Consider the following 22,763-nt stretch of genomic DNA (forward strand, 5'->3'; position numbering starts at 1 on the left):
GAGGATATTATGAATAAATTACAGGGATTAATGTTTGCGTCGATGACGCTTATGGCGACAGCTGCTGTAGCAGATGAGGGCCACGAATTGACTGTTGTGGTTACCGGTGTCAGCTCCGCAGAGGGTAATATCCGTGCGGTGCTGTGCCAAGAAGACGAGCAGTTTCCGAATGTGTGTGAGATTAGACAAGTCGTGCCAGCGGCTGAGGGCACCGTAAAAATTGTATTTCCTGATATTCCTGCGGGCGAATACGCGTTTGCAGCTTTTCACGATGCTAACGATGATCAACGCTTAAACTTTAGTCAAAATGGTATGCCTGCCGAAGGATTGATTTTTAGCCAAGATGCGATGGGTCGAATGGGGCCACCAAACTTTCAGGATAGTGCTTTTGAATTAACGGACGATCAGCGCATACTTGCAGCAGCACGTTATTTTGAATGACGTAAATTATTTGCACTTAGCTAAATGTTGCCTAAGCTTTCAAGACGTTAACTGATAAAGGTTATGATAGGTTTTAATAATAATTAGACTCAAGTATTTAAATAGCTTTTACAGAAACGATATCAGGCTTCAAGCGTTATAGTATAAGTGCAGGTATATGCAAACCGATAATCATAAAGAAATAATAAGGTTAGCCGCGTTAGATAAAACAGGGCTGCTTGATACTCCTCCTGAAGAGCGTTTTGAACGCTACACACGTATGGCACAGAAAATATTTTCTGTGCCAATCGTAACCATTTCTTTAGTGGCTAAAGAGCGGCAATGGTTTAAGTCGGTCATCGGTTTGGATTTTTGTGAAACACCAAGAAACGTCTCAATTTGTTCTTTTGCTATCACCGTTGAAGACCTGTTGGTGGTTAATGATTTAAGTGCTGACGAGCGCTTTAAAGAGCTACCCGCAGTCACCGGTGAACCTCACCTACGCGCATACGCTGGCGCGCCGGTTCAAAGCGCCGATGGCCTCCGTTTAGGTACGCTATGTGTTATTGATACCCAAGTTAGGGAGTTTAACGAAACACAACTGGCATTATTACGCGAGCTCGCCGCCTGCGTTGAGGCCGAGTTACAGCGCGTTAATGAAAGCCAACAGCAATGGGAACTGCATCAGGCAAAACGTCTTAACGATGTGATTGCGCGCGCCCAGTCCAAGTTTATACAAGCCAGTAACCGTACCGCTGCCTTCGATGGGCTCCTGCATGATGTGCTGGCGCTGACGGACAGTGAATACGGCTTTATTGGCGATATTCTGTATGACGAGCATGGTCAGCCGTATATGAAGGCGTATACCTTAACCAATATCGCTTGGGATAAAGCCAGCCGAGAGTTTTTTGATAAGCACGCCCCGACTGGGCTTGAGTTCAGGGATATGACGACACTGTTCGGTCGTGCGGTGACAGCGGGTAAACCACTAATCTCTGACTCGCCCATGACCGACTCACGGGCCAAAGGTTTACCCCCTGGGCATCCTGAATTGCGTAAGTTTATGGCGATTCCGGCTTATTACGGTGGTGAAATTGTAGCTTTGGTTGGCGTAGCCAATGCGGTGAGTGGCTACCGTGAAGAACAAGTCAGCTTTCTTGAGCCATTGACGTCGACTATTGCACAGTTGGTCTACGCCTCGCGAGTGCGAGAAGAAAAAGAAGCCGCGCAGCAGTTATTAAACGAAAGCGAACAACGTTTTCGCTCGTTAGCCGAATCGGCGCCGGTCGGTATCTTTGAAATTGACGATAATAATCGCTGTTTATTTGTTAACGATCGCGCATTGTGGCTTGCCAACTTAACTCGAGAACAGGCTATGGCGGGCGAATGGTTAACGGCCGTAGAGCCTGAAGATCGCAGTGAACTGCTTGAGCGTTGGCAGTGTTATCAACAAAGTGGCAGCAGTTTTCGCTTTGACTTTCGTTTTCGCCGCTCACAACAAGACTTGCCGAGTAACGCTTGGGTCACCTGCCAAGTGTCGCCGTTACGCGACCAGCAGCAACGAATCGTCGGTCATATCGGCACCTTGATGGACATTACGGAACAAAAGCAATCGGAACAGCAGTTACGTAATGCCTATGCACTTATTGAAAAAACCAGTGAAGCGGCAAAAATGGGCACCTGGGAGGTTGATCTAATCGATAACTCGTTGCATTGGAGCGCCATGACAAAGCGTATCCATGAGGTCGACGATGATTATCAACCAACTTTAGACAGCGCTTTTGCTTTTTACCGTGATGACGGCAGTTTGCAACGTTTACAACAGGCCGTTGATGAGGCGATTGAACACTTCAAAGCTTATGACTTGGAACTCGTCATCACCACCGCAAGCGGACGCTCTCGTTGGGTGCGCTCAATCGGCTTACCACGCATAGAGAACGGCCGTTGCGCAGGCTTGCAAGGCTTATTTCAGGATATTTCGGCACGTAAAGAAAGCGAGTTGCAGTTACGTGAACAAGCCAGTTATACCGAAGCAATTTTGGACAACATGCTGGATGGCATTATTACCATCAACCAGCGCGGTATTATGGTTACCGCGAATCAATCCGTCGAGCAATTGTTTGGTTACCAGCGCGAACAACTTATCGGTAACAATGTAAAAATGCTGATGCCGTCGCCGCATCAAGAGCATCACGACGAATACCTGAGTAACTATCAGCAAACCGGTATCGCTCGTATTATCGGTATCGGCCGTGAAGTTGAAGGGATGCGGCAGGACGGTAGCTTGTTTCCGATGGAATTATCGGTGTGGGAGGTGGAACACGCTGGTCAGCCTCACTACGTCGGTATGATCCGCGATATCACCGAACGTAAGCGGTTAGAAACCATGAAGAGCGAGTTTATCTCTACTGTCAGTCATGAGTTACGTACGCCGCTGACATCCATTAGCGGTGCCCTCGGTCTGATAAACGGTGGTATTGCCGGTACTTTACCCGAGTCGGCCTCGCGTATGATCGAAATCGCCTATAAGAATAGCCAGCGCCTGACCTATCTGATCAACGACCTGCTGGACATGGAAAAATTGGTAGCCGGTAAAATGGTGTTCGACATTAAGCTGCAACCATTATGGCCGCAGTTGCAATATGCCGTTGAGAGCCACCAAACTTTTGCTGGCGAACGCTCTGTTAAGGTGTCGTTGGAGACAACAGAAGACCATACTTTTGTTCGTATTGATAATCAGCGCTTTCAACAAGTGTTGGCGAATCTACTTTCCAATGCGATCAAGTTCTCGCCCGATGGCGGCATCGTCGATGTTAGCCTCAGCCATCGAAAAGGTTTTGTCAGGGTTTCGGTAAGCGATCACGGACCCGGTATTCCGTTAGCCTTCCACCAGCAAATTTTTACCAAGTTCTCCCAGGCCGATGCATCGGATACGCGCAAAAAAGGTGGTACCGGCTTGGGATTGGCGATCACCCGTGAGCTAGTCGAACGTATGGGCGGGCGCATTAATTTTGAGTCTGTCGAGGGCGAAGGCGCGACTTTCTATGTCGATTTACCTGCATTCCAAGAACATAGTTCGGTTGCCGACGAAAAACTGAGTCAACATCAGGTTGTTGATAACGCGCTAACTGGCAAAAAGCGTGTGTTAATTTTAGAAGATGACCCGGATATTGCTCAGCTACTGGCATTAACTATCGGACGCGGCGGTTACGCCACCGAAATCGCGTTTTCACAACAACAAGCGCTGCAGTTAGTCGCGACACAGCAATTTGCGGCAATCACGGTTGATTTACTCTTACCTGACGGTAACGGTGTCGACTTTATTCATGCGGTGCGCAAGCAACCCAAGTTGCGCGATTTGCCGCTGATTGTGCTGTCGGTAAAAATGGAAGAGGGGCGGTTGGCGATCAATGGGCGTTATGCCGGTATCGACTGGTTAAGTAAACCCATCGACGAAAAACGGCTGCTGCAAGCACTGCAGCGCGCGACGTTAACCTCTAGCGAGCACTCACTGCCACTGTTATTAGTCTGCAAGGACGAGAATACCGCGGCGAGCATCACAAGCAGTAATAATTGCCAGCAAGACTGGCATCATGTGACCAGCCTAATCGCGATGAAGGACTATTTAGCGACACAGCGGGTCGATACTGTTTTTATCGATATTAACATGCTTAGCGATGATGCTAACGGTCGGCAAGCGGTACAGCAATTAGCTACCAATACGCGGGTAGTGATGCTGACCGCCGAGCAGCTTAATCAAGGCGATGCAGCCGTCAAGGCTCTGCTGAAAACTCAGCAACTGGCACCCAGCGAATTACTTGCGCTTATTGATGATGAGCTGAACCGACAAGCAACCCTGACCAAGACCACGCCAGACTCAGATAAGGATTAAATGATGACCGCGTTAACGCGTATTTTATATGTTGAGGACGAACCCGATATTCGTGAAGTCGCCAGCATGGCGTTACAGGCCTTAGGTGGTTACCAAATTTGCTGCTGTGAATCGGCGCAACAAGCATTAACAAAAGGTCCGGCATTTGCACCGCAACTGTTATTGCTGGATGTGATGATGCCCGGTATGGATGGCCCCCAATTGCTACAACAGTGGCGCCAATTGAGTGGTCAAGCCAGGGTGCCGGTGATTTTTATGACCGCCAAAGTGCAACCCAAAGAGGTTGAGGAGTTAAAGCAACTAGGTGCCTTAGCAGTGATCAGCAAACCCTTTGATCCGATGCAATTAGCGGCACAAATCGAAACCATATGGAAGCAAGTATGAGCGGCGCTCAACAAGACTTTCTAAAGCAATTAGGCAACCTGCGCGAACAGTATTTAACGCGCTTGCCGGCGTCGCTAGCGCATATCCGTGAAGTGGCAAAAACCTTGCTTGACCCGCAACAGCAGGCATCTGCACTGTCGGAATTACATCAGCTACTTCATAAGTTAGCCGGTTCTGCGGGCACCTTTGGCTTAACCAGCTTGGGCCAGCAAGCCCGACAGCTAGAACATGACGTGTTGAGCCTGCAACAGCAGCAACCGCTGCCGGCGAGGCCATGTCACCTGCTGATTGAGCAAGTGGAGCAGTTAGTTCGTACGCCATTGAGCTTGCAACAATATCAAGCGGATGCGAGTACTCTAACCGAGCAACAAGCCAGCAGCGATAGCCTGACACTGCTCGTTATCACCGACGATGAAGCGCTAAAGCGACTCCTCGACCAACAGCTATCCGCTTACGGTTGCCGCTTAGCCTTTGTCGCTTGGTCGTCAATTATCGCTGGCGATGATGCGCGGCTTTATCAGTATGAGGTGGTGTTGCTTGATGTCAGCCGCGACGACGTGAATCGCCTGAGCAATAACGCCACCTGGGTACAAACGCGTGCGCAGCAACATTTACTGCCGACCTTGATGATCGCCGAGTGCGATGATTTTGAAAGGCGCATACTGGCGGCACGATTAGGCTTTGCTGGTTTTGTGGTTAAGCCCTTTGATGTGCCGCGGGTGGTGAACCAACTCATGCAGTTGGTGATACGCCGCTCGGTTGCGGCTGAGCGAGTATTAATTATCGAAGATGACGATGACCTAGCTCAGCACTACCAGTTGGTGCTGCAGGCGGCTGGTATGCAGGTGGCGCGTCTGACCGAGGCTGAAAAAATTGTCGAGACGGTACTCTCTCAGCGCAGTGAATTGGTGCTTATGGACCTGTACATGCCGCGTTATAGCGGCCGTGAGTTAGCCGGGGTATTACGCCAATATCCGAGTTGCGTTGGTTTGCCAATCGTCTTTTTATCTGGCGAAACTGATGTGAATAGGCAGCTATCGGCAATGGGCAGTGGTGCTGATGACTTTTTAACCAAGCCTATTTCTGACGAGCACTTGGTCGCGGCAATACGCGTTCGAGTTGAGCGAGCTCGCTATCTTAACGAGCAAATCATGCTCGATGGTCTGACCGGTTTGTTAAAGCATGCCAATATTAAAGAAGCGGCTGAGTTAGAGTGGCACAGTGCTCAGCAGCGCGAACAGGCGGTGGCTTTTGTCATGGTCGATATCGACTTTTTTAAGCGCGTTAACGACCAATATGGACATGCGGTGGGCGACATGGTGATAGCGTCTGCGGCTATGTTATTAAGACAACGGCTACGACGTGATGACCGCATTGGTCGCTATGGCGGTGAGGAATTTTTTGCGGTTTTAATCGACTGCAACGCCGCCCAAGCGAAGCTGATACTGGACGATATTCGCGAACGTTTCGAGCGGCTGGTATTTCAACACGCTAATGGGCATTTTCATTGTTCACTATCGGGTGGCTGCGTTGACAACCAAAGCCATGCCGATGCCAATGCCGAGCAATTACGAAAGCTTGCTGACGAAGCGCTTTACGAAGCCAAGCATGGCGGCCGCAATTGCATTGTGGCGCATTAACGAGGCGCTGTTGACTATGGCTTGGGGGGCGCCATTTGTTGTGCCACGCGCTGTTCAATGGCTTGTTGCAGTGAGCTGCACAAGCCTAGCGCAAATAATACCTCGGCGACCACAAACAAGGGGCCGATCAGTAAGCCGATGATATCGTCGACGAAAGCCGGTTTACGGCCCTCGTAATAATGACCAATAAACTGAAAAATCCAGCCGACGACAAATAACCCGATACCGGTAATTAACCATTGTGCAGTTGATTGCATGGCAATTTGTTCACCGACGATTAAACACAGTAGCAGCAAAAACGCCATCACTGCAGCGAACAGCTTGCTTAAGCGGAAATAAAAGATAACAGCCGCTATACTCAGCAATAAGGCTGGTGTTAATGGCAGCCCCAGCAGGCTGAACGTGGGTCGCGACAACAAAATGACAATCGCCACGACAATCATCGGAATGCCAAACATATGCGTCAGGATATTGCGGCTATCGCGATGGTAGCAAGCATAGTTGCTGAGGTGTTCGGTTAAACTTTTCATGGGGCGCTTTGCTGGTCGCTGTTGTTAGGTAAAGATTGATACGAAAGCGGTGAGCTGTCAAGCGCCGCCGCTAAGGTGCTTTAGTTTAGCGCCGAGTCGGAGTAGGATGCCAGATTAATGGCTTTGATGGCGCTGACGACGGCGCCTGCAACGAAAGGGATGTTGATGCAACAGAAACTGGAACAACGCTCATTTTTATTGATGTTAGTGGTAGTTTCACTAGCCTTCTTGTGGGTCTTAAAGCCGCTCTGGGGAGCCATCTTTTGGGCGGCTGTGATCACCGTCATTTTTTACCCGGTGCATTGCCGTATTAATCAACGCATTGGCCAGCACCCGAGCATCGCCGCGGCCTTAACCTTGATGTTGTGCATGGTCATTGTGGTGATACCCGTCGTTGCCATTATTTCGTCATTTGTGAGTGAAGGCGTACAGCTTTATCAGCGCTTAAGCGACGGCGATATCAGCGTCGGCGACATGGTTGATCGCGTACGTCAGGCTTTTCCTTTCATCGGTGATATCTTAAATCAATTGGGTATGGACCCGGCGACACTGAAACAGCGCTTATCCGATGGCGCAGTATCGGTGAGCCAAGTACTGGCGAAAGAAACCTTCAGTATCGGCCAAAGCACCTTCAGTTTCTTCTTAAACTTGGGTTTGATGTTGTACTTAAGTTTCTTTTTGTTACGCGACGGTCCGCAATTAACACGGCTGTTAGTGCAAGCGTTACCGTTGGGCGACGATCGCGAGGAACAGCTTTTTACAAAATTTGCCGAGGTCACTCGCGCTACTGTTAAAGGTAACTTGGTAGTGGCTATTGTGCAGGGGGCTCTCGGTGGCCTGATTTTCTGGATCCTAGACTTACCGGCACCAACCTTATGGGGTGTGGTGATGGCGGCTTTATCGCTGATACCGGCAATTGGTGCGGCGATCATCTGGGCGCCGGTAGCGGTTTATTTAATGGCCACCGGTGAGTTGATGGACGGGGTGATTTTATTTGCCTACGGCGCCGTCATCATCAGCCTAGCCGACAACGTCTTACGTCCGATTTTGGTTGGTCGCGACACTAAGCTACCCGATTACGTGGTACTGTTCTCAACCGTTGGTGGTTTAGCTATTTTTGGCATCAATGGCTTTGTCATTGGCCCACTGATCGCGGCCCTATTTATGGTGTTTTGGCAAATTTTTATGCGCGAGTTTAACACCTCGGCGGAGTTGACCGCCGATGAGCGCTTAGCCGAACGCCTGACCGACGCCGATGAAGATTTACATGAACGTGACCAGCCCATACGCTGACAGTGTCAGCAGTGGTTAGACTTTGGTCGCATGGTAAAGCATGATTAAGCTGATAGTTTAAGCAGATTAACAACCGTTTATGGGCGTCAACAGAGGATGGCCTATGAGCAATTTAAGCGGCGCTAACAAAGCCTTATCGTGGGTTAATTCTAGCGCGTTGCTGGCTGCGCTTATGGTGTTGCTCAGCAGCGCACTGCTTGATAACGATTGGCTGCGGTTAACGCTAAACCTGATCGGCCTAAGTCTGCTGCTCGTGTTACTGTGGCGCCGTCCGGCCACGCCCGCTAGCGCCACCAATGAGCAATCCGCACAACAACTCGCAATGCAACAAGTCGCTGCCAACGCTGGCGATAATGCGATTGCTACCGCCGAGTTAAGTCATCGTATACAGCATCTACAGCAGGTGCTGCAAGATAACGTCTCGGTGCTTAATCGTAATGTCGCTCAGGTTGCCGATATCGCTGAGCGCGCGCAATCAATATCTCAATACACGGCTAATGTTGCTGATGCCGGTGAGCAAACGCGCCAAATCAGCCTGCAAGGACAGCAGCAAGTACAGACGTTGATTGGCGATATCGAGCAGGTAGTCAAACAAAGTCGTGCTGTCGCGCAAGATGTTGAAGGCTTACGCGCGGATGCTGAAAAAATACGTCAAGTGACAGCGGTCATTGATGCCATTGCCGAGCAAACCAATCTGTTGGCTTTAAATGCGGCGATTGAAAGTGCGCGTGCCGGTGAGCATGGTCGTGGCTTTGCCGTGGTTGCCGATGAAGTGCGTAACTTAGCTAAACGTACCTCAAGCTCGACCGTCGAAGTCAGTCAGTTGGTCGAAGCGATTCATCAGCAAACGCAACACGCCAGTCATAGCATGAGCGCGCTAGCCGACGAAGTCGAGCAGCAAGCAACCACCGTCAATGGGGTGGTGCAGCAACTCGATGAGATTTTACAGCATGCCAGTTCAGTCGAGGAGCAGCTACAGCAAATTGCCACTAATGTTGCTCAGAATCATCAGCAATTAACCGATAGCCGACTGGCTTTTCGGCAAGTTGAGCAAGAACTGCACGAGCAGCAACAGTATATGAGCGATGTGTTGGGCCAGGCTAGCCATTTAGAAGCTCAATCAGAGTCACTATTCGCGTTATTAGTCATGCACGATGCTGAATCTCCGCATCGCGCTATTTATGACGTTGCTGCGCAAGCCGCCGAACAGGTTAGCGAGTTGCTAAGCGCGGCGCTCGATAGCGGCGAATTAACCGAGGCGCAGTTATTCAGTCGTGAATATCGACCGGCTACGGATGCCTCGTATAAGTTAGAAACGGCGTACAGTGAATACTTTCAGCGTCACTTAGCGCCGATTCAAGAGCCCGCCTTAGCGCGTCACCCGCAAATTGTCTACGCCATTACCACCGACCCGAATGGTTACGTCGCCCGTCATAATGATCGCTTTAATCAACCGTTAACGGGTAAAGCCGAACAGGACAAGGTAGGTAATCGCTCACGCCGCTTGTTCAACGACGCGACCGGCAAGCGTTGCGGCGCACATACTCAACAACTCTTGTTGCAAACCTATAAGCGCGATACCGGCGAAGTGATGCATGACTTATCGGTACCCATTTGGGTAAACGGTAAACACTGGGGCGGCTTTCGAGTAGGCTACTGGCCCCTGAAAGACTAACTTAGCGGGCGTTGGTAGCCGCCTTCAATACCGGCCTTGCTTAACACCCACTGCCACAACTGCACGTCGCGGGCGCGGAAGGCACCGGCGCAACTGCATAAATAGTACCGCCACATACGATAAAAGCGCTCATCGTAGTCGCTTTTTAATTGTGGCCAAGCGTGTTCAAAATTGCTTAGCCAAGCCATCAAGGTTTTATCGTAATCGGCACCAAAGTTGTGTAAATCCTCAACCACAAAGTTGTCTTCAAGGCTGGGGGACATGCTCTCTAGCGTGGGAATTTCACCATTGGGAAAAATATAGCGGCTGATCCAAGGGTCGGTACCGCCGCTGTTGCCGTGTTTACCGATAGTATGTAATAAAAACAGGCCATCATCGGTTAAACAGCGCTTAGCCACGCGCATGTAATCGGCATAGTTTTTACTGCCGACATGTTCAAACATACCCAAACTAATGATACGGTCAAATTGTCCCTGTAAATCACGATAATCCTGCAGCAAAAACTTTACCGGCAATCCTTGGCAGCGCTGCTGGCCTAGCTCCACCTGTGCTTTGGAGACGGTGACGCCAACGCATTCAACCTGATAGTTCTCGGCAGCGTATTGCATAAAGCTGCCCCAGCCACAGCCGATATCTAATACTTTCATGCCTGGCTTTAAGCCCAGTTTTTGGCAGCTTAATTCCAGCTTGTGGCGTTGTGCTGTGGCTAGATCATCGGCGTTGCGCCAATAGCCGCAGGTGTACACCATCAGCGGATCGAGCATGGCCTGATACAAGCGGTTACCGAGGTCGTAATGGTGGCGACCCACCTCCCAAGCGCGCTTGATATTTTGTAAATTGAAAAGCCGGCTCTTTAACGCGTGCCACAGTAAGCGGGTGGGTTTGACTTGATCTTGAATGCGAGCCCGCAGCAGCCGTGCAAAGAACATATCTAAACGCTCTGCACGCCACTGCCCGTCCATGTATGACTCGCCTAAACCTAGGTTGCCGTAGGCGAGTGCGCGATCAAACATAGCGCTTTGCTGAACTTGTATATCCCAAGGCCTATCGCCGTTGACGCGAATATCCGCTTTGGCTAAAAGCTGAGTAACAAATTCCTGACTTGCTGCCATGCTCGTAGTCTCCTTGCTGCTGCCAGTATCACTATAGCAGCTACGCAAGAAAACGCCGATTGGATACCCAATAGCTGCACTGAAAGCGGGTATTTTTCTTTACAATTCAGCCTATTGATTCACTCTAGTTGCGTTTACCTGAGCCGCTAAATTCAGGATAGGCCTCGACGCCACAATCGCTGATATCGGCGCCTTGGTATTCGTCTTCTGCCGAGACGCGAATGCCGATACAGACTTTCAATAACCACCATAGCAACAGACTGCATAAAAAGACCCAAGTAAAAATGCTAAAGGCGCCCAATAATTGTGCCGACCAACTCGCTTCGCTATTGTTCACTGGCACCCACAGCAAACCCAATAGACCGACGACGCCGTGTACCGAAATCGCGCCGACCGGGTCATCTAAATGTAAGCGGTCTAGGGCGATAATTGATAGCACCACTAGCACACCGGCACTGACGCCGATAGCGGCCGCCCATAGTGGTGTGGGACTGACCGGATCGGCGGTAATTGCCACTAACCCGGCTAAGGCGCCGTTGAGGATCATGGTTAGGTCAGCCTTTTGCCACAGCAAGCGCGTCATCAGCAATGCGCTAATAGCGCCAGTTGCCGCAGCGGCATTGGTATTAACGAAGACATCGGCGATAGCGTTAGCATCATCATAGCTGCTTAACGCAAGCTGCGAACCGCCATTAAAACCGAACCAGCCCATCCACAAAATCAGGGTGCCCAGCGCTGCTAATGGCATGTTAGCGCCAGGAATGGCGTTGATGCTACCGTCACGGCGGTACTTGCCGAGCCGTGGGCCAAGCAACAATACGCCAGCCAATGCGGCGGCGGCACCAGCCATATGCACAATACCGGAACCGGCAAAATCGACGAAGCCGGCACTTTTTAAAAAACCACCGCCCCAACTCCAGTATCCTTCTACCGGATAAATAAAACCGGTCAGTACCACGCTAAATAGTAGAAAGGCGTTGAGCTTCATACGCTCAGCAACGGCACCCGAGACAATGGACATGGCGGTGGCGACGAATACTACTTGAAAAAAGAAGTCGGCGGCTAATGCGTGTGATGCCTCGCTGTCGGCTTCGCCTAACAGCAGCGCTAAACTCGGTATGATGCCGCCAGCATCGTTACCGCGATACATGATGCCATAGCCGACCAGCAGGAATAGCGTACAGGCAATCGCGTACAAGGTGATATTTTTGGTTAGGATCTCGGTGGTATTTTTGCTGCGCACCAAACCCGCCTCTAACATCGAAAAGCCCGCTGCCATCCACATGACTAGGGCGCCTGAGATCAGTAAATAAAAGGTGTTCAGAGCAAATTGTAACTCACTAAATTGCGCTAAGCTGGCCATCGTTCTCTCCTAAATTGCCTCGTCATCAACTTCGCCGGTACGGATACGCAACGCTTGTTCAAGCTGGGTAATGAATATTTTGCCGTCGCCGATATTGCCGGTGTGGGCAGCATCGCTGATGGCGTCGATGATGGCTTCGACTTGATCGTCACTGGCGGCGATGTCGATTTTTACTTTGGGTAAAAAGTCGATGCGATATTCGGCCCCTCGATACAGCTCGGTATGGCCCTTTTGTCGACCGAAGCCGCGTACCTCGGTCACCGTTAAGCCTTTGCAGCCGATTTCTGCGAGAGCAGCTCGAACGTCATCCAACTTAAAGGGTTTAATTAAGGCTGTTATCATTTTCATAGACGCTTCTCGCTGTCATATAGAACCAGAGCTAAACCTTATTCAGAGTTTGTGCCAACATAAAAATAACCTTTGTTATCAGTATGTTTTGTTTGATAAATAGTCTTAGGTGGCGTTATCAACAAAAATCACGCTGATAGCTGCACCATGTTGGTGCTAAGGCGGGTTGCTTTGACTCGGGTTGCACTTTATTGGTGCGTGTGGGCGGATTGATAGGCGACTAGCAAGCGTTAAGAAACCGTAAACCGCTTTACAGTTTAATGCGTACCTTTTATCTTAGCGCTGAATTTTCCTTTATCGCTTTTTTGATTGGCGTGACTAAGTTACTTTGGTTGAGTGACTTTGGCTAAGTTACGTTGATTAGCGACACTTTGGGTAAACTACATAGGGAGGCCTCAATGATGCTAAGAACGCTCATCAGCGTTTTTCTAATTGCTGTGTTAGCAGGCTGTAGTGCGTTTAATCGTTATACCCAGCAAGCCAACCAAAGTGAAGCAGAGGTGTCATCGGCGCTGGTTGAAACCGTCAATTTTTACAGCCCCTACGACATTTACGACAATAACGTTGAGGCGCGTTTTTTAGCTCGTCAAAGCGGCTTTTCTTGCCCCGTGCAGGGGCAATCGCAACAGCAAATGGCGATGCTCGATTTGAAAGCGGCAGTGCAAGCGATCGGCGGCAACGGCGTGGTTTTAGAACGCTGCCATGAGGTGCAAACCGATCAATGTTTAGCCGCTATTCAATGCGATGGCGATGCCTACCGTGTGCAAGATAACCGCGCGCAAATTGAACGTACCGCCAGTGACCAGAAGCCCAAGCGTCAGTCGGGCGTTTGGTTCTAAGTCTTTCATCGGGAAGATGCGACCATAGACTTATTCGCAGTTTCCCTAGCCGGTTTAATAGGACTTACTCAGTTTATCGGCAAGATGAGTTGGCAACGGCAATTTATAACGGCCTAAACATTGTTTAACCGCGGTTAATGCCTGCTGCTGGTCGAGCCCGTAACCGGCCGAAACCAGTACCGCCTTTACGCCCTCTCGACTGCGCAACCAATAGCCAGCCAGCTGCTGTTGTTTATCGTCATGCCAATGTTCGCTACTACTACCTCGCGCGGCTGCAGGTTCGCTACCGTTACCACAAAGCCTGGACTTGGCGATACCAATGCTGGGCTTTTGTAACACGGCGCCAATATGAGCCGCAATGCCCAAGCGTTGCGGATGCGACTGACCCTGACCATCACACATCAGTAGTCGATAGTCATGGTTTAGTTTTGCCAGTGCCGCTAACAACGCTGGACCTTCGCGGTAACTCAAACACCCGGGGATGTAAGGTAAGCTAGTGGCTTGTTCATGCACTTGCAGCTCGAGTACCGTCAAGCACGGCCAGCGCATGGCAACCACTGCCGCACGCGTCAGTTGGCCATTTTGCGGAAACGCGACATCGGCACCCACCACCACGTCGCCGTGACATAATCCTGACCACTCCGTGGTCTGCTGCAGGCAGCGTTGTGCCAGCTGTCGTTGTTGCTGACGAGCGGCAGCGACTGAGCCGGGCCAGTCGATGCTGGGCGCAGCGATAGAGTTATGTTGATGGTCTTGCATGGTCTGTCTTCCTAGTTTTACAGCACCGTCAACGGCAACTGCGCAGCGGCGCTGAGCGTTAACCGCGAGCATCGCGTAAGAGTCTGATATACTCAAATCAACGCCTGTGTGACATGAGGGTAGTATGACAACAACCAGTTCGATTTCGCAAACGCTCGCCGCCCGCGTGGGTGAGCGCCCGGCAGACTTGATCGGTCAGACCGATTTGCTGAAAATCCCGAGTTTATCAGCCTTGACCGGTTGCGACATTTACCTCAAGTGCGAGTTTCAAAATCCGGGTGGCTCGATTAAAGACCGCGCGGCCCTGCAATTAGTTAAAGACGCCATGGCTAGCGGTGAGCTAAAACCGGGCATGACCATTGTTGAGGGCACTGCTGGCAATACCGGCATTGGTTTGGCTTTGGTGGCTAAATCTTACGGCTTAAAAATGCTAGCGGTGATGCCTAACGATCAGGCGCCGGAAAAAACTCGCATGATCAGCCTGCACGGGGCACAGTTAAAAGCGGTCGACCCAGTACCGTTTAAAGATCCCAATCATTTTTATCACACCGCTAAGCGTATCGCTGAACAGCACGATGATTACTGGTGGGCGAATCAGTTTGAAAATACTAGCAATGCACGTGCTCATTTTTTGCAAACCGGGCCGGAAATTTGGCAGCAAACACAGGGTGCTATTGATGTCTTGGTATCGGTTGCTGGCACTGGCGGCACGATTGCTGGTAACTCTACGTATTTAAAGCAACAAAAGCCCGATTTGGCGGTCTGGTTGGCCGACCCCGATGGCTCTGGCATTTATCAGTTCCTCAAAACTGGCGAGTATCAATCATCGGGTTCCAGCATGACCGAGGGCATCGGTATTATGCGTCGGGTCGAGAATTTCCGACAGGCTAAAATCGATTATGCGATCAATCTACCGGATCAAGATTTAGTCACCCTGTCACGTTATGTGCGTGATGAAGACGGCATTGTGTTGGGCAGTAGTTCGGCATTGAACGTCGCTGCGGCACTAGCGGCAGCGTTATATCATGGGCAAGGTAAGACGATTGTCACCTTTGCTTGCGATCTCGGTGAGCGTTCCGCCAGTAAATTGTATAACGCTGACTACCTGCAACAACGCGGTTTGAGCGATCAAGTCGAACCGATAGCCGAGTTGCTGCAGCGTTATCGTCAGCAATCGCAGCGCGTGCTTCACGTCACTCGTGATTACTGGAGCTAAGACCATGAGCATCGGATCGGCGTTGCGCCGCTGTCGAGCGTTATGCAAGTTGCTGTTACTCGGCGCGGCGAGTCTTACTTTAGCGCTGTCGCTGAGTGCTTGTGTGCAGGTTAGCGGACCGGCATCGCGAGCTAAAGCCGAGCCGCTGCCGAAGGTTTCCAGTATTGCCTTGCAAGCGCGACCATCGACATTGGCGGTGCCAAGTGCCATCAGTCAGCGCCTACCGCAACGCTTAGCCGCTGCACTTTATCAACCGCAACGGTTTAGCCAAGGCGACGGTGTGATTTTAAGCTACCGTGTGGTCGTGTTAGACGAGAGTGTGTTGGCGGTCGAGGTGGTGTATCTGGATGACGACGAAAAGCGCTTGGCGCAAAGTACATTTGCTGCGCGTCTGGCGGCGCAAGACAGCGCTAGCTTAGCCCAAGCGATCGACGAAGTCAGCGAAGCTATCGCGACTTTCTCGGTGCGTTTATTTTTGCCTCGCCAATAACGGCGCTGTGGCGTGCATAAAGCCAAAGGTGTAGTAAAACGTAAAAAATACGTTAGTCAGCTTGCGCGATGGCCGAACTGTGGCAAACTGATTCCATCTTTACATTGTAAAGGAGGTCACCATGAGCTCGGTGAACCCCCAATCTAATCGCTTGAAAAATATTAGAAAAAAAGTTGTTGTCGCAGTCTTGCTGGGGGGCATAACGAGCACGCCAAGCTGGGCTCAAGGCGACAATGATATGCAACAAGCGGTGGTTGAAGCGTTACAAGCTAATCAGCAATCGTCGTCTTCAGTAGAGCAACCATCGGTAACCGCTGATAGCGACCAGCAACCGGTTTTAGCGCAAGATCCGCTAGCCGTTGAGCAGGCGCAAGAGGCTCAACAGAGTCCGGTAAATGTCGACGACAAAGATTGGATTGTGATTGCCCATCGTGGTGCTTCCGGTTATTTACCTGAACATACTCTAGCCGCCGCGGCATTGGCGCATGGCTTAGGCGCCGACTATTTAGAGCAGGATGTGCAGCTAAGCCGTGACGGCGTGCCGGTGGTATTACATGACCTGACACTAGGCGCTGTCAGCAATGTTGCTGACGTGTTCCCTGAGCGTACGCGTCCAGATGGCAAATACTATGTGTTGGACTTTAGCGTCGCTGAGTTAAAACAGCTGAGGTTGCATGACCGCATTGATGAGTCGACCGGTGACATGCGTTGGCCGAACCGCTTTGATGGTAGCGCAGTCAATTTTCGTATTGCTACGCTGGCCGAGCATTTGGCGCTGTTAAATGGATTAAATAAAACCCGTGACATGCGTACCGGTGCTTACGTCGAAATTAAGAATGCCGCGTGGTATCGCAACCAAGGCTTTGATGTCACGGCGGCAACCATGGCGGCTTTATCTCGCGCTGGTTATTTGGAGCCTAAAGGTAGTCCATCGCCGTTGTATCTACAATCGTTTGACCCTGAGGTCTTGCGTCGTTTATTACGCGAATATCACGTGAACGCGCCGACGGTGCAATTGATCGGTGAAAATGAATGGAACGAAGCCGACGTTGATTATTCGGCAATGCGCAGTGCCGCTGGATTAGAAGCCTTATCCAATACCGTGTCAGCGGTTGGGGTGTGGCTACCGCACGTGTTAAAAGGCGTGGACGAAAACGGCCAACCGCAGTTTACCGATTTAGTCAAGGCGGCGCATCGGGCTGGTTTACGCGTACACGTATACACCGCGCGTGCCGATCAGTTACCCTCAGGCACACCAGACTATCCAACCTTGATCAAGTGGTTACAACAGGCCGGCGTCGATGGTGTCTTTACCGATTTTCCCGGTAATCGAGTACCCGCGAAGTTAGCCGCTATTGGTCGAGCCTCTGACGCTGAACAGCACGAACCTGATGCGGCGCACGACGACACCGACGTTGATCAGTTGCCGGCTGGCGCTCAGGTTGACCGGAGCAAACCGTTGCGATGATCGCTTATCGCGGTTTTAGCCTGCTACGCAGCCTGATAGCGGTCGTTATTATCGCGCTATTGGGATATGCGGCGGTGATTGGCTATTACTATGGTTGGCAGGAGCGGGAGCTATTTAAGCCGACGCTGTTGGCTAGCGACTATGTTTATGACTATGAGCAGCCGTTTGAAGAATCTTATATCGCCATGCCCGATGGCGTACGTTTACACAGCTTGTTGTTTCGCACGCAAAAGCAGCGACAGGGCGTCGTTTTTTACCTACATGGCAATCGCGGTTCGCTGGTCGATTGGGCTAAACCCGAATACAACCAGGTTTACTTAGACAATGGCTACGACTTATTCATGGTGGACTATCGCGGCTATGGTAAAAGTGCTGGTGAAATCACCAGTGAAAGCCAATTATACGGCGATGTGGCTGCGCTTTATCGTTGGTTGCTGCAATCTTACCAGCAGCAAGATATCGTGGTGGTCGGTTATTCATTGGGCTCTGGCCCAGCAGCGTGGTTGGCTTGCCGTCAGCAGCCGCGTTATCTCGTCCTGAAAGCACCTTACTACAGTATGGTCGATCTAGCGGCGCAAATCGTGCCCTACATCCCCTCGGCGGTATTGCGCTATCCATTACGCACCGATAAAGCCTTAAGCGGATGTCAGACACCAATCACCCTGATTCATGGTGAACAGGATAAACTGATCCCGATTGACGCGTCTGAGCGTTTAGCTCAGTTGCTCAAGGCCGATGACCAGTTTATTCGTTTAGCCGGGGTCGGGCATGGCAATTTAGCCGGTGAACCGTCATTTATTGCCGCGATGGACGCATTATTAAAATCGCTTAATCAGCAGCAACAGCCATCAGCCACTGCTCAGCCGCCAGCTAATGAAACGGCAGAGCATCGCCATTAAGGGTTAAAGCTGAGTGACATTTTATAACCGTCACAACCGTCGTCGTAATAACCAACCAGCACGTCGGTGACTTCAAAGTTAAGCTGCCGATAAAGTGCAATGGCGGCTGCATTATCCGTTTTGACTTCTAACGTGAGCGCGCTCGCATGCTGCGCCTTAACGTAGTCGATGACGTAGTGAAGTAATCGTTTACTTAAGCCTTGACCTCTGGCTGCTGGCGCTACGGCTAACGAATATAAACGCCAGCGGCGGCTATTGCGACGCGTCAATAATAAGCTGTAAGCTTGAATTTGCTTTGCCTTTACCAATACGTGCAATTGCGCCGAGGGCGACTGCATTAAACGGCTAAAGCTGCGTTTACCGATACGACTATAGTCAAAGCAGGCCGCCTCTAGGGCGACCAGTTGGGTAAGGTCGTCACGCGTGGCTAAACGAATGGTCACATCGGTGCTCACTATTTTTCTTCCAAGCGCCTTGCAAAGTCGGCCATGATCATCCGGTAAAGCTCGTCGCCCAAGTGTAAATCTTCGACACTGGACTCAATCGAAGGGTTGTCGTTGATTTCAATGATGACAGGACCTTTGTCAGTCATTTTTAGGTCAACGCCGTATAAACCGTCGCCGATCAGTCGCGTCGCTTGTAACGCCGCTTTCACCACGTCTTTTGGCACTTGATGCACGCCAACGGTTTCAAATGAACCACTTTTCGGTTTGCTACCTTCCACATGTTCATAAATTTGCCAGTGATTACGTGACATAAAATACTGACAAGCGTATATCGGACGGTTATTAAGGACGCCAATACGCCAGTCAAAGTCGGTGGGTAAAAACTCTTGCACCAACAGAATCGTCGACTTCTCAAACAAGCGTGCGGCGACTTCACGAAATTCGGCTTCATCTTCGGCTTTTTCGACACCAATCGAGAACGAGCCATCTGGGATCTTCAGCACCACTGGATAATCAAGGCGCTTGCCGATGGCGGTATAATCGATGTCCTGTTGCAATAACAACAGTTCGGTTTTGGGCGTTGCGATTTGGTGCTTCTCAAGCAGCTCTTTCAAAAATACTTTATTAGCACATTGCAAAATCGAGCCGGGGGCATCGATCACGACCATGCCGTTGGCTTCAGCCTTCTTAGCAAAATGGTAAGTGTAGTGGTTAATACGCGTGGTTTCGCGAATAAATAACGCGTCAAACTCCAGCAAACGGTTAAAGTCGCTGCTGGTAATCAGCTCGGCGTCGATATCGCAATCTTTTGCCGCGCGAATGAATTTTTTCAGCGCTTTACTATCGCTGGTTGGGATTTTCTCGTCTGGGTCGTACAAAATCGCCATATCGTAGCGATATTCTTTACGCGTACGAGCTTTACGCCAGACCCGCTTACTAAAGCTATCTAACGCATTACCAAAGAAGGTTTGCTGTTCGTCATCTAGTTCGGTCAAGCTGCCAGCGCTCAGTTGATTAATGAACCAACGTCCTTGCCAGGCCAATTCGACACGCATGATCGGGCAGGGGTAGCGCTCGAACAGTTGTCGTGCGAAGGTATTCAGTTGTGGCTGCTGGCTTTGTCCAAAGCAAATCAAAAACGATACCGGCGCTTGTTGCTTTTCGCTGTCTAAAAAGCGGGTTAGTTGTTTGTCTAAATCACTTAGCAATAGCTGATAATGAGAGAAGTTAGCCAGATCGTTGATGGTCGACACCGATGGCATGATACGTTGGCCTCGTGCCTCGGCCAGCAAACTGACGTAATAGCCAGTGGACAAGTAGCTCAAGTCGGCACAAAGGTTTAAGGCGTGGGTACGACTTTTCGGGTGTTGCTGTTGTAAGTACTCACTTGCGGTGACGAGTGACTGACTGGGATAGTAGGGTTGCCAATCGCTGATGTCATCAACAATGATTTGTGGCGTCTGTTGCATGAAAAATGTCCGTTCCATCAAGGGTTAAAAAGGCATTTCAGTCCGACTGAATGCTGGCCGCTTTTTTAAGTCTAGGACGTTAAAAAAACAAGCACTTTTACAACTAATTTTTCTAATCAGAAGTTATAAAGTGATCAGAATACGCTATTCTGAACAATCAGTATTAACCACTTACTGCACTGATGCAAAAGTGTAGTTATTAACTACCAAGCATAGACGTGAAATTGGCAAGGAGAAGCGCTGATGCTGACGTTGTTAGCCAAGCTATTGAAAGCTTTGAACTCTGAAACAGGTGCCTGGGCATTGGCTTTTGCCTTTGTGTTGGGCATGGTGCTGGGATTGACGCCGTTATGGCGTGTGCACAATTTAATCATTTTATTAGCCGCGTTGCTGTTTCGAATTAACCTATCGGCTTTTATTGTCTCGTTTTTGGTATTCTCGGGGATCGCCTATTTACTCGACCCGTGGTTCCATCAAATTGGTATGAGCGTGTTGCAATCACCGAGCTGGCAAGGCGTTTGGGAAACACTATACGCGTCGCCTTGGGGCCGCATTACCCAGTTCCATCATAGTATTACCATGGGTAGCATTATCGTTAGTCTGCTGTTTGCACCGATATTAGCGGTACTGAGCTATCTGATTGTCATCAACTATCGCGGTCATATTCAGGCTTGGTTGCTCAAACTCAAAGTGGTGCAAGGTTTACGCGCTAGTCGTTTTTGGCAGATTTACGCAGGGATTCGGGGGTAACAGCGCATGAAACGTAGCATTATTCGTTGGCCGGGGTTGCTGGCATTTGTCGTCTTTGTTGGATTGTTGGTGGCGTTTTCGTGGTTATTCCTCGACAGTATTTTGCGCTGGGGCATGGAAAAAACGCTGGGTCGCCTGAACGGTGCCGAAGTTAATATCGAACGCGTCGAGCATAGTTGGGTGCCGTTATCGATAGGCGTTTATGGTATTCAAGTGACCAATCCGCAGCAGCCGGAGAATAATCGGGTGGTGGTCGGCGAGGTGCGTGCCGATATCGACACCGGTCAGTTATTGTTAGGGCGTTATATTTTCGAACAAATGAATGCCAGCGGCATTCGCGTTGACCAACCACGCGACAGTGCCGGTGAAGTCTATGCGCCGGTGACTAAAGACAGCTTGTTAGATGCGGCCGGCTCGGGTTTAGAGGCGCTGGATATTGAATTGCCATCGGTCGATGACATCATGCAACAGGTCAATATCCAAACCGAGACCGTTATTGCTAACGCCAAACAAACCTTTGCCGAGCAGCAACAAAAACTGGAACAGGCCAAGGCGGCGTTGCCCAGCGACGAGACCTTAAAGTCCTACGAGCAGCGCATCAAGGAGCTGACTGAGGGCAAAATTGAAGGGCTGGGAGATTTAGCGCAGCGCCGTGAGCAGTTAGAAAAACTGAAGGCAGACTTCCGTGCCGACCGCGATGCGGTTAAGCAATTCAAAGACACCGTTAGTCAAGCTCGCGAGACCTTGAGTGCTGAGTTAGCGGCCGTTAAATCGGCACCTGGTGACGATATCGACCGCATCCAGCAGTTTTTCAAATTGGACAGTCAAGGCTTAGGTAATGTCACGTCGTTGGTATTTGGTGAAAAGGCGCGGCAATGGAGCCAGTACATTTTGCTCGCTTATGAGCAAGTAGCGCCAATGCTGGCGCGTTCCAGTAACGATCAGACGATCGAGCCTGCGCGCGGGCAAGGGCAGTGGTTATCGTTTACCGAAGACGATGCGCCGCCAGAGTTTTTGATTAAAAAGGCGGTCACCGAGTTTGCCTTTGGCGATACCGTGCTGGACGTCGATTGGCGCAATATCACTCATCAACACCAGCAATTAGGCCAACCGACCACCTTTCAAGCGCGGGCTGACAATAACGGCTTATGGCAGTCGTTTAACTTGAATGGCGAGTTATCCTTAGGAGAAAACGGTATTGACGCGCGTCAGCAATGGCAATTAAAAGGGCTGAAACTGAGCGATACGCCGTTGAGCGAATCGTCGGCTTTCAGCGCCACACTGTTAGCCACCACCTTAGACACCGACGGCTCGATGGCGGTGCGTAGTAACCAGTTAGAGGGTAACGGCGCTATTCGGTTGGCTAATTTGGATATCCAAGCCAGCGGCGAACAACGTTGGGCGCAGTTGGTTGGGCAGGCGCTCGGACAGCTTCAGCGCTTAGATATTCGCGCTAACATGAGTGGCGATATTACTTCGCCGTCCTTATCGCTTAACTCGGACTTGGACCGTCAGCTAACCGAAGCGCTAACGGGAACGGCGATGAGTGCGGCGCAAGATAAATTGGATGCGGTCAAGGCGCGTTTAAACGAGCAGGTACAAAGTGCCTTGTCGGAACAACAGCCGCAACTAGCGGAATTAACGCAGTTACTTGAACTGGCTGACAGCAAAGACAGTCGTTTGAACGATTTGTTAAACGCTAAAGCCGAAGATTCGGTAGGTGACAAATTAAAAGAGGGTTTATTCAAAAAACTTGGCGGCAATAATTAG

Annotated in this window: 20 protein-coding genes; 13 read left to right on the top strand and 7 right to left on the bottom strand. The window is 50.4% G+C overall.

Annotated features, from left to right (window positions below; all coding sequences use genetic code 11):
• Positions 1-9 precede the first annotated feature (9 nt).
• The 4 genes from A10D4_RS00640 to A10D4_RS00655 all read left to right on the top strand — a co-directional run bounded on the left by A10D4_RS00640 (position 10) and on the right by A10D4_RS00655 (position 6,336).
• Positions 10-441, top strand: coding sequence for a DUF2141 domain-containing protein (locus tag A10D4_RS00640; RefSeq protein WP_008487065.1), 432 nt, complete (start codon positions 10-12; stop codon positions 439-441).
• A 157-nt stretch (positions 442-598) separates the two neighbouring features.
• Positions 599-4,312: a PAS domain S-box protein gene (locus A10D4_RS13540; RefSeq protein ID WP_008487066.1), complete on the top strand. Its 3,714-nt coding sequence runs from the start codon at positions 599-601 to the stop codon at positions 4,310-4,312.
• The gene (locus A10D4_RS00650) at positions 4,313-4,696 is read left to right on the top strand and encodes a response regulator (RefSeq protein WP_008487068.1); all 384 of its coding nucleotides are present in this window, start codon (positions 4,313-4,315) and stop codon (positions 4,694-4,696) included.
• Positions 4,693-6,336, top strand: coding sequence for a diguanylate cyclase (locus A10D4_RS00655; RefSeq protein ID WP_008487070.1), 1,644 nt, complete (start codon positions 4,693-4,695; stop codon positions 6,334-6,336). Before A10D4_RS00650 ends, A10D4_RS00655 begins: the two co-directional genes overlap by 4 nt.
• A gap of 14 nt (positions 6,337-6,350) precedes the next feature.
• Here the strand turns inward: A10D4_RS00655 and A10D4_RS00660 are convergent, their stop codons facing one another.
• Positions 6,351-6,866 carry an Mpo1 family 2-hydroxy fatty acid dioxygenase gene (locus tag A10D4_RS00660; RefSeq protein WP_008487071.1) on the bottom strand — a complete coding sequence of 172 codons (516 nt, stop codon included), beginning with the start codon at positions 6,864-6,866 and terminating at the stop codon, positions 6,351-6,353.
• Positions 6,867-7,031: 165 nt separating this feature from the next.
• Here A10D4_RS00660 and A10D4_RS00665 point away from each other — a divergent pair, with 165 nt between their 5' ends.
• Together A10D4_RS00665 and A10D4_RS00670 are read left to right on the top strand one after the other, a co-directional pair.
• Positions 7,032-8,159 carry an AI-2E family transporter gene (locus A10D4_RS00665; RefSeq protein ID WP_040502184.1) on the top strand — a complete coding sequence of 376 codons (1,128 nt, stop codon included), beginning with the start codon at positions 7,032-7,034 and terminating at the stop codon, positions 8,157-8,159.
• 103 nt (positions 8,160-8,262) lie between these two features.
• Positions 8,263-9,834, top strand: coding sequence for a methyl-accepting chemotaxis protein (locus A10D4_RS00670; protein ID WP_008487073.1), 1,572 nt, complete (start codon positions 8,263-8,265; stop codon positions 9,832-9,834).
• On the opposite strand, the gene cfa is transcribed toward A10D4_RS00670, so the two are convergent.
• The 3 genes from cfa to A10D4_RS00685 all read right to left on the bottom strand — a co-directional run bounded on the left by cfa (position 9,831) and on the right by A10D4_RS00685 (position 12,657).
• Positions 9,831-10,946: a cyclopropane fatty acyl phospholipid synthase gene (gene cfa, locus A10D4_RS00675; protein WP_008487074.1), complete on the bottom strand. Its 1,116-nt coding sequence runs from the start codon at positions 10,944-10,946 to the stop codon at positions 9,831-9,833. The two genes, A10D4_RS00670 and cfa, sit on opposite strands and share 4 nt — an antisense overlap.
• Before the next feature lie 124 nt (positions 10,947-11,070).
• Positions 11,071-12,309, bottom strand: a complete 1,239-nt coding sequence (locus A10D4_RS00680) for an ammonium transporter family protein (RefSeq protein ID WP_008487075.1) — start codon at positions 12,307-12,309, stop codon at positions 11,071-11,073.
• Positions 12,310-12,318: 9 nt separating this feature from the next.
• Positions 12,319-12,657 (bottom strand): P-II family nitrogen regulator, encoded by a 339-nt coding sequence (locus tag A10D4_RS00685; protein ID WP_008487076.1) that lies wholly within the window; start codon positions 12,655-12,657, stop codon positions 12,319-12,321.
• A gap of 398 nt (positions 12,658-13,055) precedes the next feature.
• On the opposite strand from A10D4_RS00685, the gene A10D4_RS00690 reads away from it, so the two are divergent.
• Complete coding sequence (locus A10D4_RS00690; protein WP_008487077.1) at positions 13,056-13,496, top strand: hypothetical protein; 441 nt, start codon at positions 13,056-13,058, stop codon at positions 13,494-13,496.
• Between the two features lie 54 nt (positions 13,497-13,550).
• Here the strand turns inward: A10D4_RS00690 and A10D4_RS00695 are convergent, their stop codons facing one another.
• A complete protein-coding gene (locus A10D4_RS00695) occupies positions 13,551-14,255 on the bottom strand; it encodes an endonuclease V (RefSeq protein WP_008487079.1) in 705 nt (234 codons plus the stop codon).
• A gap of 124 nt (positions 14,256-14,379) precedes the next feature.
• Here A10D4_RS00695 and A10D4_RS00700 point away from each other — a divergent pair, with 124 nt between their 5' ends.
• The 4 genes from A10D4_RS00700 (at position 14,380) to A10D4_RS00715 (ending at position 18,328) form a co-directional block, all read left to right on the top strand.
• Positions 14,380-15,471 (top strand): cysteine synthase A, encoded by a 1,092-nt coding sequence (locus tag A10D4_RS00700; RefSeq protein ID WP_008487080.1) that lies wholly within the window; start codon positions 14,380-14,382, stop codon positions 15,469-15,471.
• A 4-nt stretch (positions 15,472-15,475) separates the two neighbouring features.
• Positions 15,476-15,961, top strand: coding sequence for a hypothetical protein (locus tag A10D4_RS00705; RefSeq protein WP_008487081.1), 486 nt, complete (start codon positions 15,476-15,478; stop codon positions 15,959-15,961).
• A 121-nt stretch (positions 15,962-16,082) separates the two neighbouring features.
• Positions 16,083-17,429 carry a glycerophosphodiester phosphodiesterase gene (glpQ, locus tag A10D4_RS00710; RefSeq protein WP_008487082.1) on the top strand — a complete coding sequence of 449 codons (1,347 nt, stop codon included), beginning with the start codon at positions 16,083-16,085 and terminating at the stop codon, positions 17,427-17,429.
• A complete protein-coding gene (locus A10D4_RS00715) occupies positions 17,426-18,328 on the top strand; it encodes an alpha/beta hydrolase (RefSeq protein WP_008487083.1) in 903 nt (300 codons plus the stop codon). The genes glpQ and A10D4_RS00715 overlap by 4 nt, the downstream gene beginning before the upstream one ends.
• On the opposite strand, the gene A10D4_RS00720 is transcribed toward A10D4_RS00715, so the two are convergent.
• Both A10D4_RS00720 and A10D4_RS00725 read right to left on the bottom strand, forming a co-directional pair.
• On the bottom strand, positions 18,325-18,783 hold the full coding sequence (locus tag A10D4_RS00720) for a GNAT family N-acetyltransferase (RefSeq protein ID WP_008487084.1): 459 nt from the start codon (positions 18,781-18,783) through the stop codon (positions 18,325-18,327). The genes A10D4_RS00715 and A10D4_RS00720 overlap by 4 nt on opposite strands.
• Complete coding sequence (locus A10D4_RS00725; protein WP_008487085.1) at positions 18,783-20,243, bottom strand: RimK family protein; 1,461 nt, start codon at positions 20,241-20,243, stop codon at positions 18,783-18,785. Before A10D4_RS00725 ends, A10D4_RS00720 begins: the two co-directional genes overlap by 1 nt.
• A 243-nt stretch (positions 20,244-20,486) precedes the next feature.
• Here A10D4_RS00725 and A10D4_RS00730 point away from each other — a divergent pair, with 243 nt between their 5' ends.
• On the top strand, positions 20,487-20,993 hold the full coding sequence (locus A10D4_RS00730; RefSeq protein WP_008487086.1) for a TIGR03546 family protein: 507 nt from the start codon (positions 20,487-20,489) through the stop codon (positions 20,991-20,993).
• A 6-nt stretch (positions 20,994-20,999) separates the two neighbouring features.
• Positions 21,000-22,763 (top strand): TIGR03545 family protein, encoded by a 1,764-nt coding sequence (locus A10D4_RS00735; protein WP_008487087.1) that lies wholly within the window; start codon positions 21,000-21,002, stop codon positions 22,761-22,763.

The sequence above is a fragment of the Idiomarina xiamenensis 10-D-4 genome (assembly GCF_000299895.1).
Classification (GTDB): domain Bacteria; phylum Pseudomonadota; class Gammaproteobacteria; order Enterobacterales; family Alteromonadaceae; genus Idiomarina; species Idiomarina xiamenensis.

What these genes read in the sequence shown, in the direction of transcription:
- glpQ (WP_008487082.1), top strand. Translation starts at nt 16,083, where the DNA reads ATGAGCTCGGTGAACCCCCAATCTAATCGCTTGAAAAATATTAGAAAA.
- A10D4_RS00680 (WP_008487075.1), bottom strand. Translation starts at nt 12,309, where the DNA reads ATGGCCAGCTTAGCGCAATTTAGTGAGTTACAATTTGCTCTGAACACC.
- cfa (WP_008487074.1), bottom strand. Translation starts at nt 10,946, where the DNA reads ATGGCAGCAAGTCAGGAATTTGTTACTCAGCTTTTAGCCAAAGCGGAT.
- A10D4_RS00695 (WP_008487079.1), bottom strand. Translation starts at nt 14,255, where the DNA reads ATGCAAGACCATCAACATAACTCTATCGCTGCGCCCAGCATCGACTGG.
- A10D4_RS00700 (WP_008487080.1), top strand. Translation starts at nt 14,380, where the DNA reads ATGACAACAACCAGTTCGATTTCGCAAACGCTCGCCGCCCGCGTGGGT.
- A10D4_RS13540 (WP_008487066.1), top strand. Translation starts at nt 599, where the DNA reads ATGCAAACCGATAATCATAAAGAAATAATAAGGTTAGCCGCGTTAGAT.
- A10D4_RS00730 (WP_008487086.1), top strand. Translation starts at nt 20,487, where the DNA reads ATGCTGACGTTGTTAGCCAAGCTATTGAAAGCTTTGAACTCTGAAACA.
- A10D4_RS00650 (WP_008487068.1), top strand. Translation starts at nt 4,313, where the DNA reads ATGATGACCGCGTTAACGCGTATTTTATATGTTGAGGACGAACCCGAT.
- A10D4_RS00640 (WP_008487065.1), top strand. Translation starts at nt 10, where the DNA reads ATGAATAAATTACAGGGATTAATGTTTGCGTCGATGACGCTTATGGCG.
- A10D4_RS00665 (WP_040502184.1), top strand. Translation starts at nt 7,032, where the DNA reads ATGCAACAGAAACTGGAACAACGCTCATTTTTATTGATGTTAGTGGTA.
- A10D4_RS00685 (WP_008487076.1), bottom strand. Translation starts at nt 12,657, where the DNA reads ATGAAAATGATAACAGCCTTAATTAAACCCTTTAAGTTGGATGACGTT.
- A10D4_RS00655 (WP_008487070.1), top strand. Translation starts at nt 4,693, where the DNA reads ATGAGCGGCGCTCAACAAGACTTTCTAAAGCAATTAGGCAACCTGCGC.
- A10D4_RS00660 (WP_008487071.1), bottom strand. Translation starts at nt 6,866, where the DNA reads ATGAAAAGTTTAACCGAACACCTCAGCAACTATGCTTGCTACCATCGC.
- A10D4_RS00715 (WP_008487083.1), top strand. Translation starts at nt 17,426, where the DNA reads ATGATCGCTTATCGCGGTTTTAGCCTGCTACGCAGCCTGATAGCGGTC.
- A10D4_RS00705 (WP_008487081.1), top strand. Translation starts at nt 15,476, where the DNA reads ATGAGCATCGGATCGGCGTTGCGCCGCTGTCGAGCGTTATGCAAGTTG.
- A10D4_RS00725 (WP_008487085.1), bottom strand. Translation starts at nt 20,243, where the DNA reads ATGCAACAGACGCCACAAATCATTGTTGATGACATCAGCGATTGGCAA.
- A10D4_RS00690 (WP_008487077.1), top strand. Translation starts at nt 13,056, where the DNA reads ATGATGCTAAGAACGCTCATCAGCGTTTTTCTAATTGCTGTGTTAGCA.
- A10D4_RS00670 (WP_008487073.1), top strand. Translation starts at nt 8,263, where the DNA reads ATGAGCAATTTAAGCGGCGCTAACAAAGCCTTATCGTGGGTTAATTCT.
- A10D4_RS00735 (WP_008487087.1), top strand. Translation starts at nt 21,000, where the DNA reads ATGAAACGTAGCATTATTCGTTGGCCGGGGTTGCTGGCATTTGTCGTC.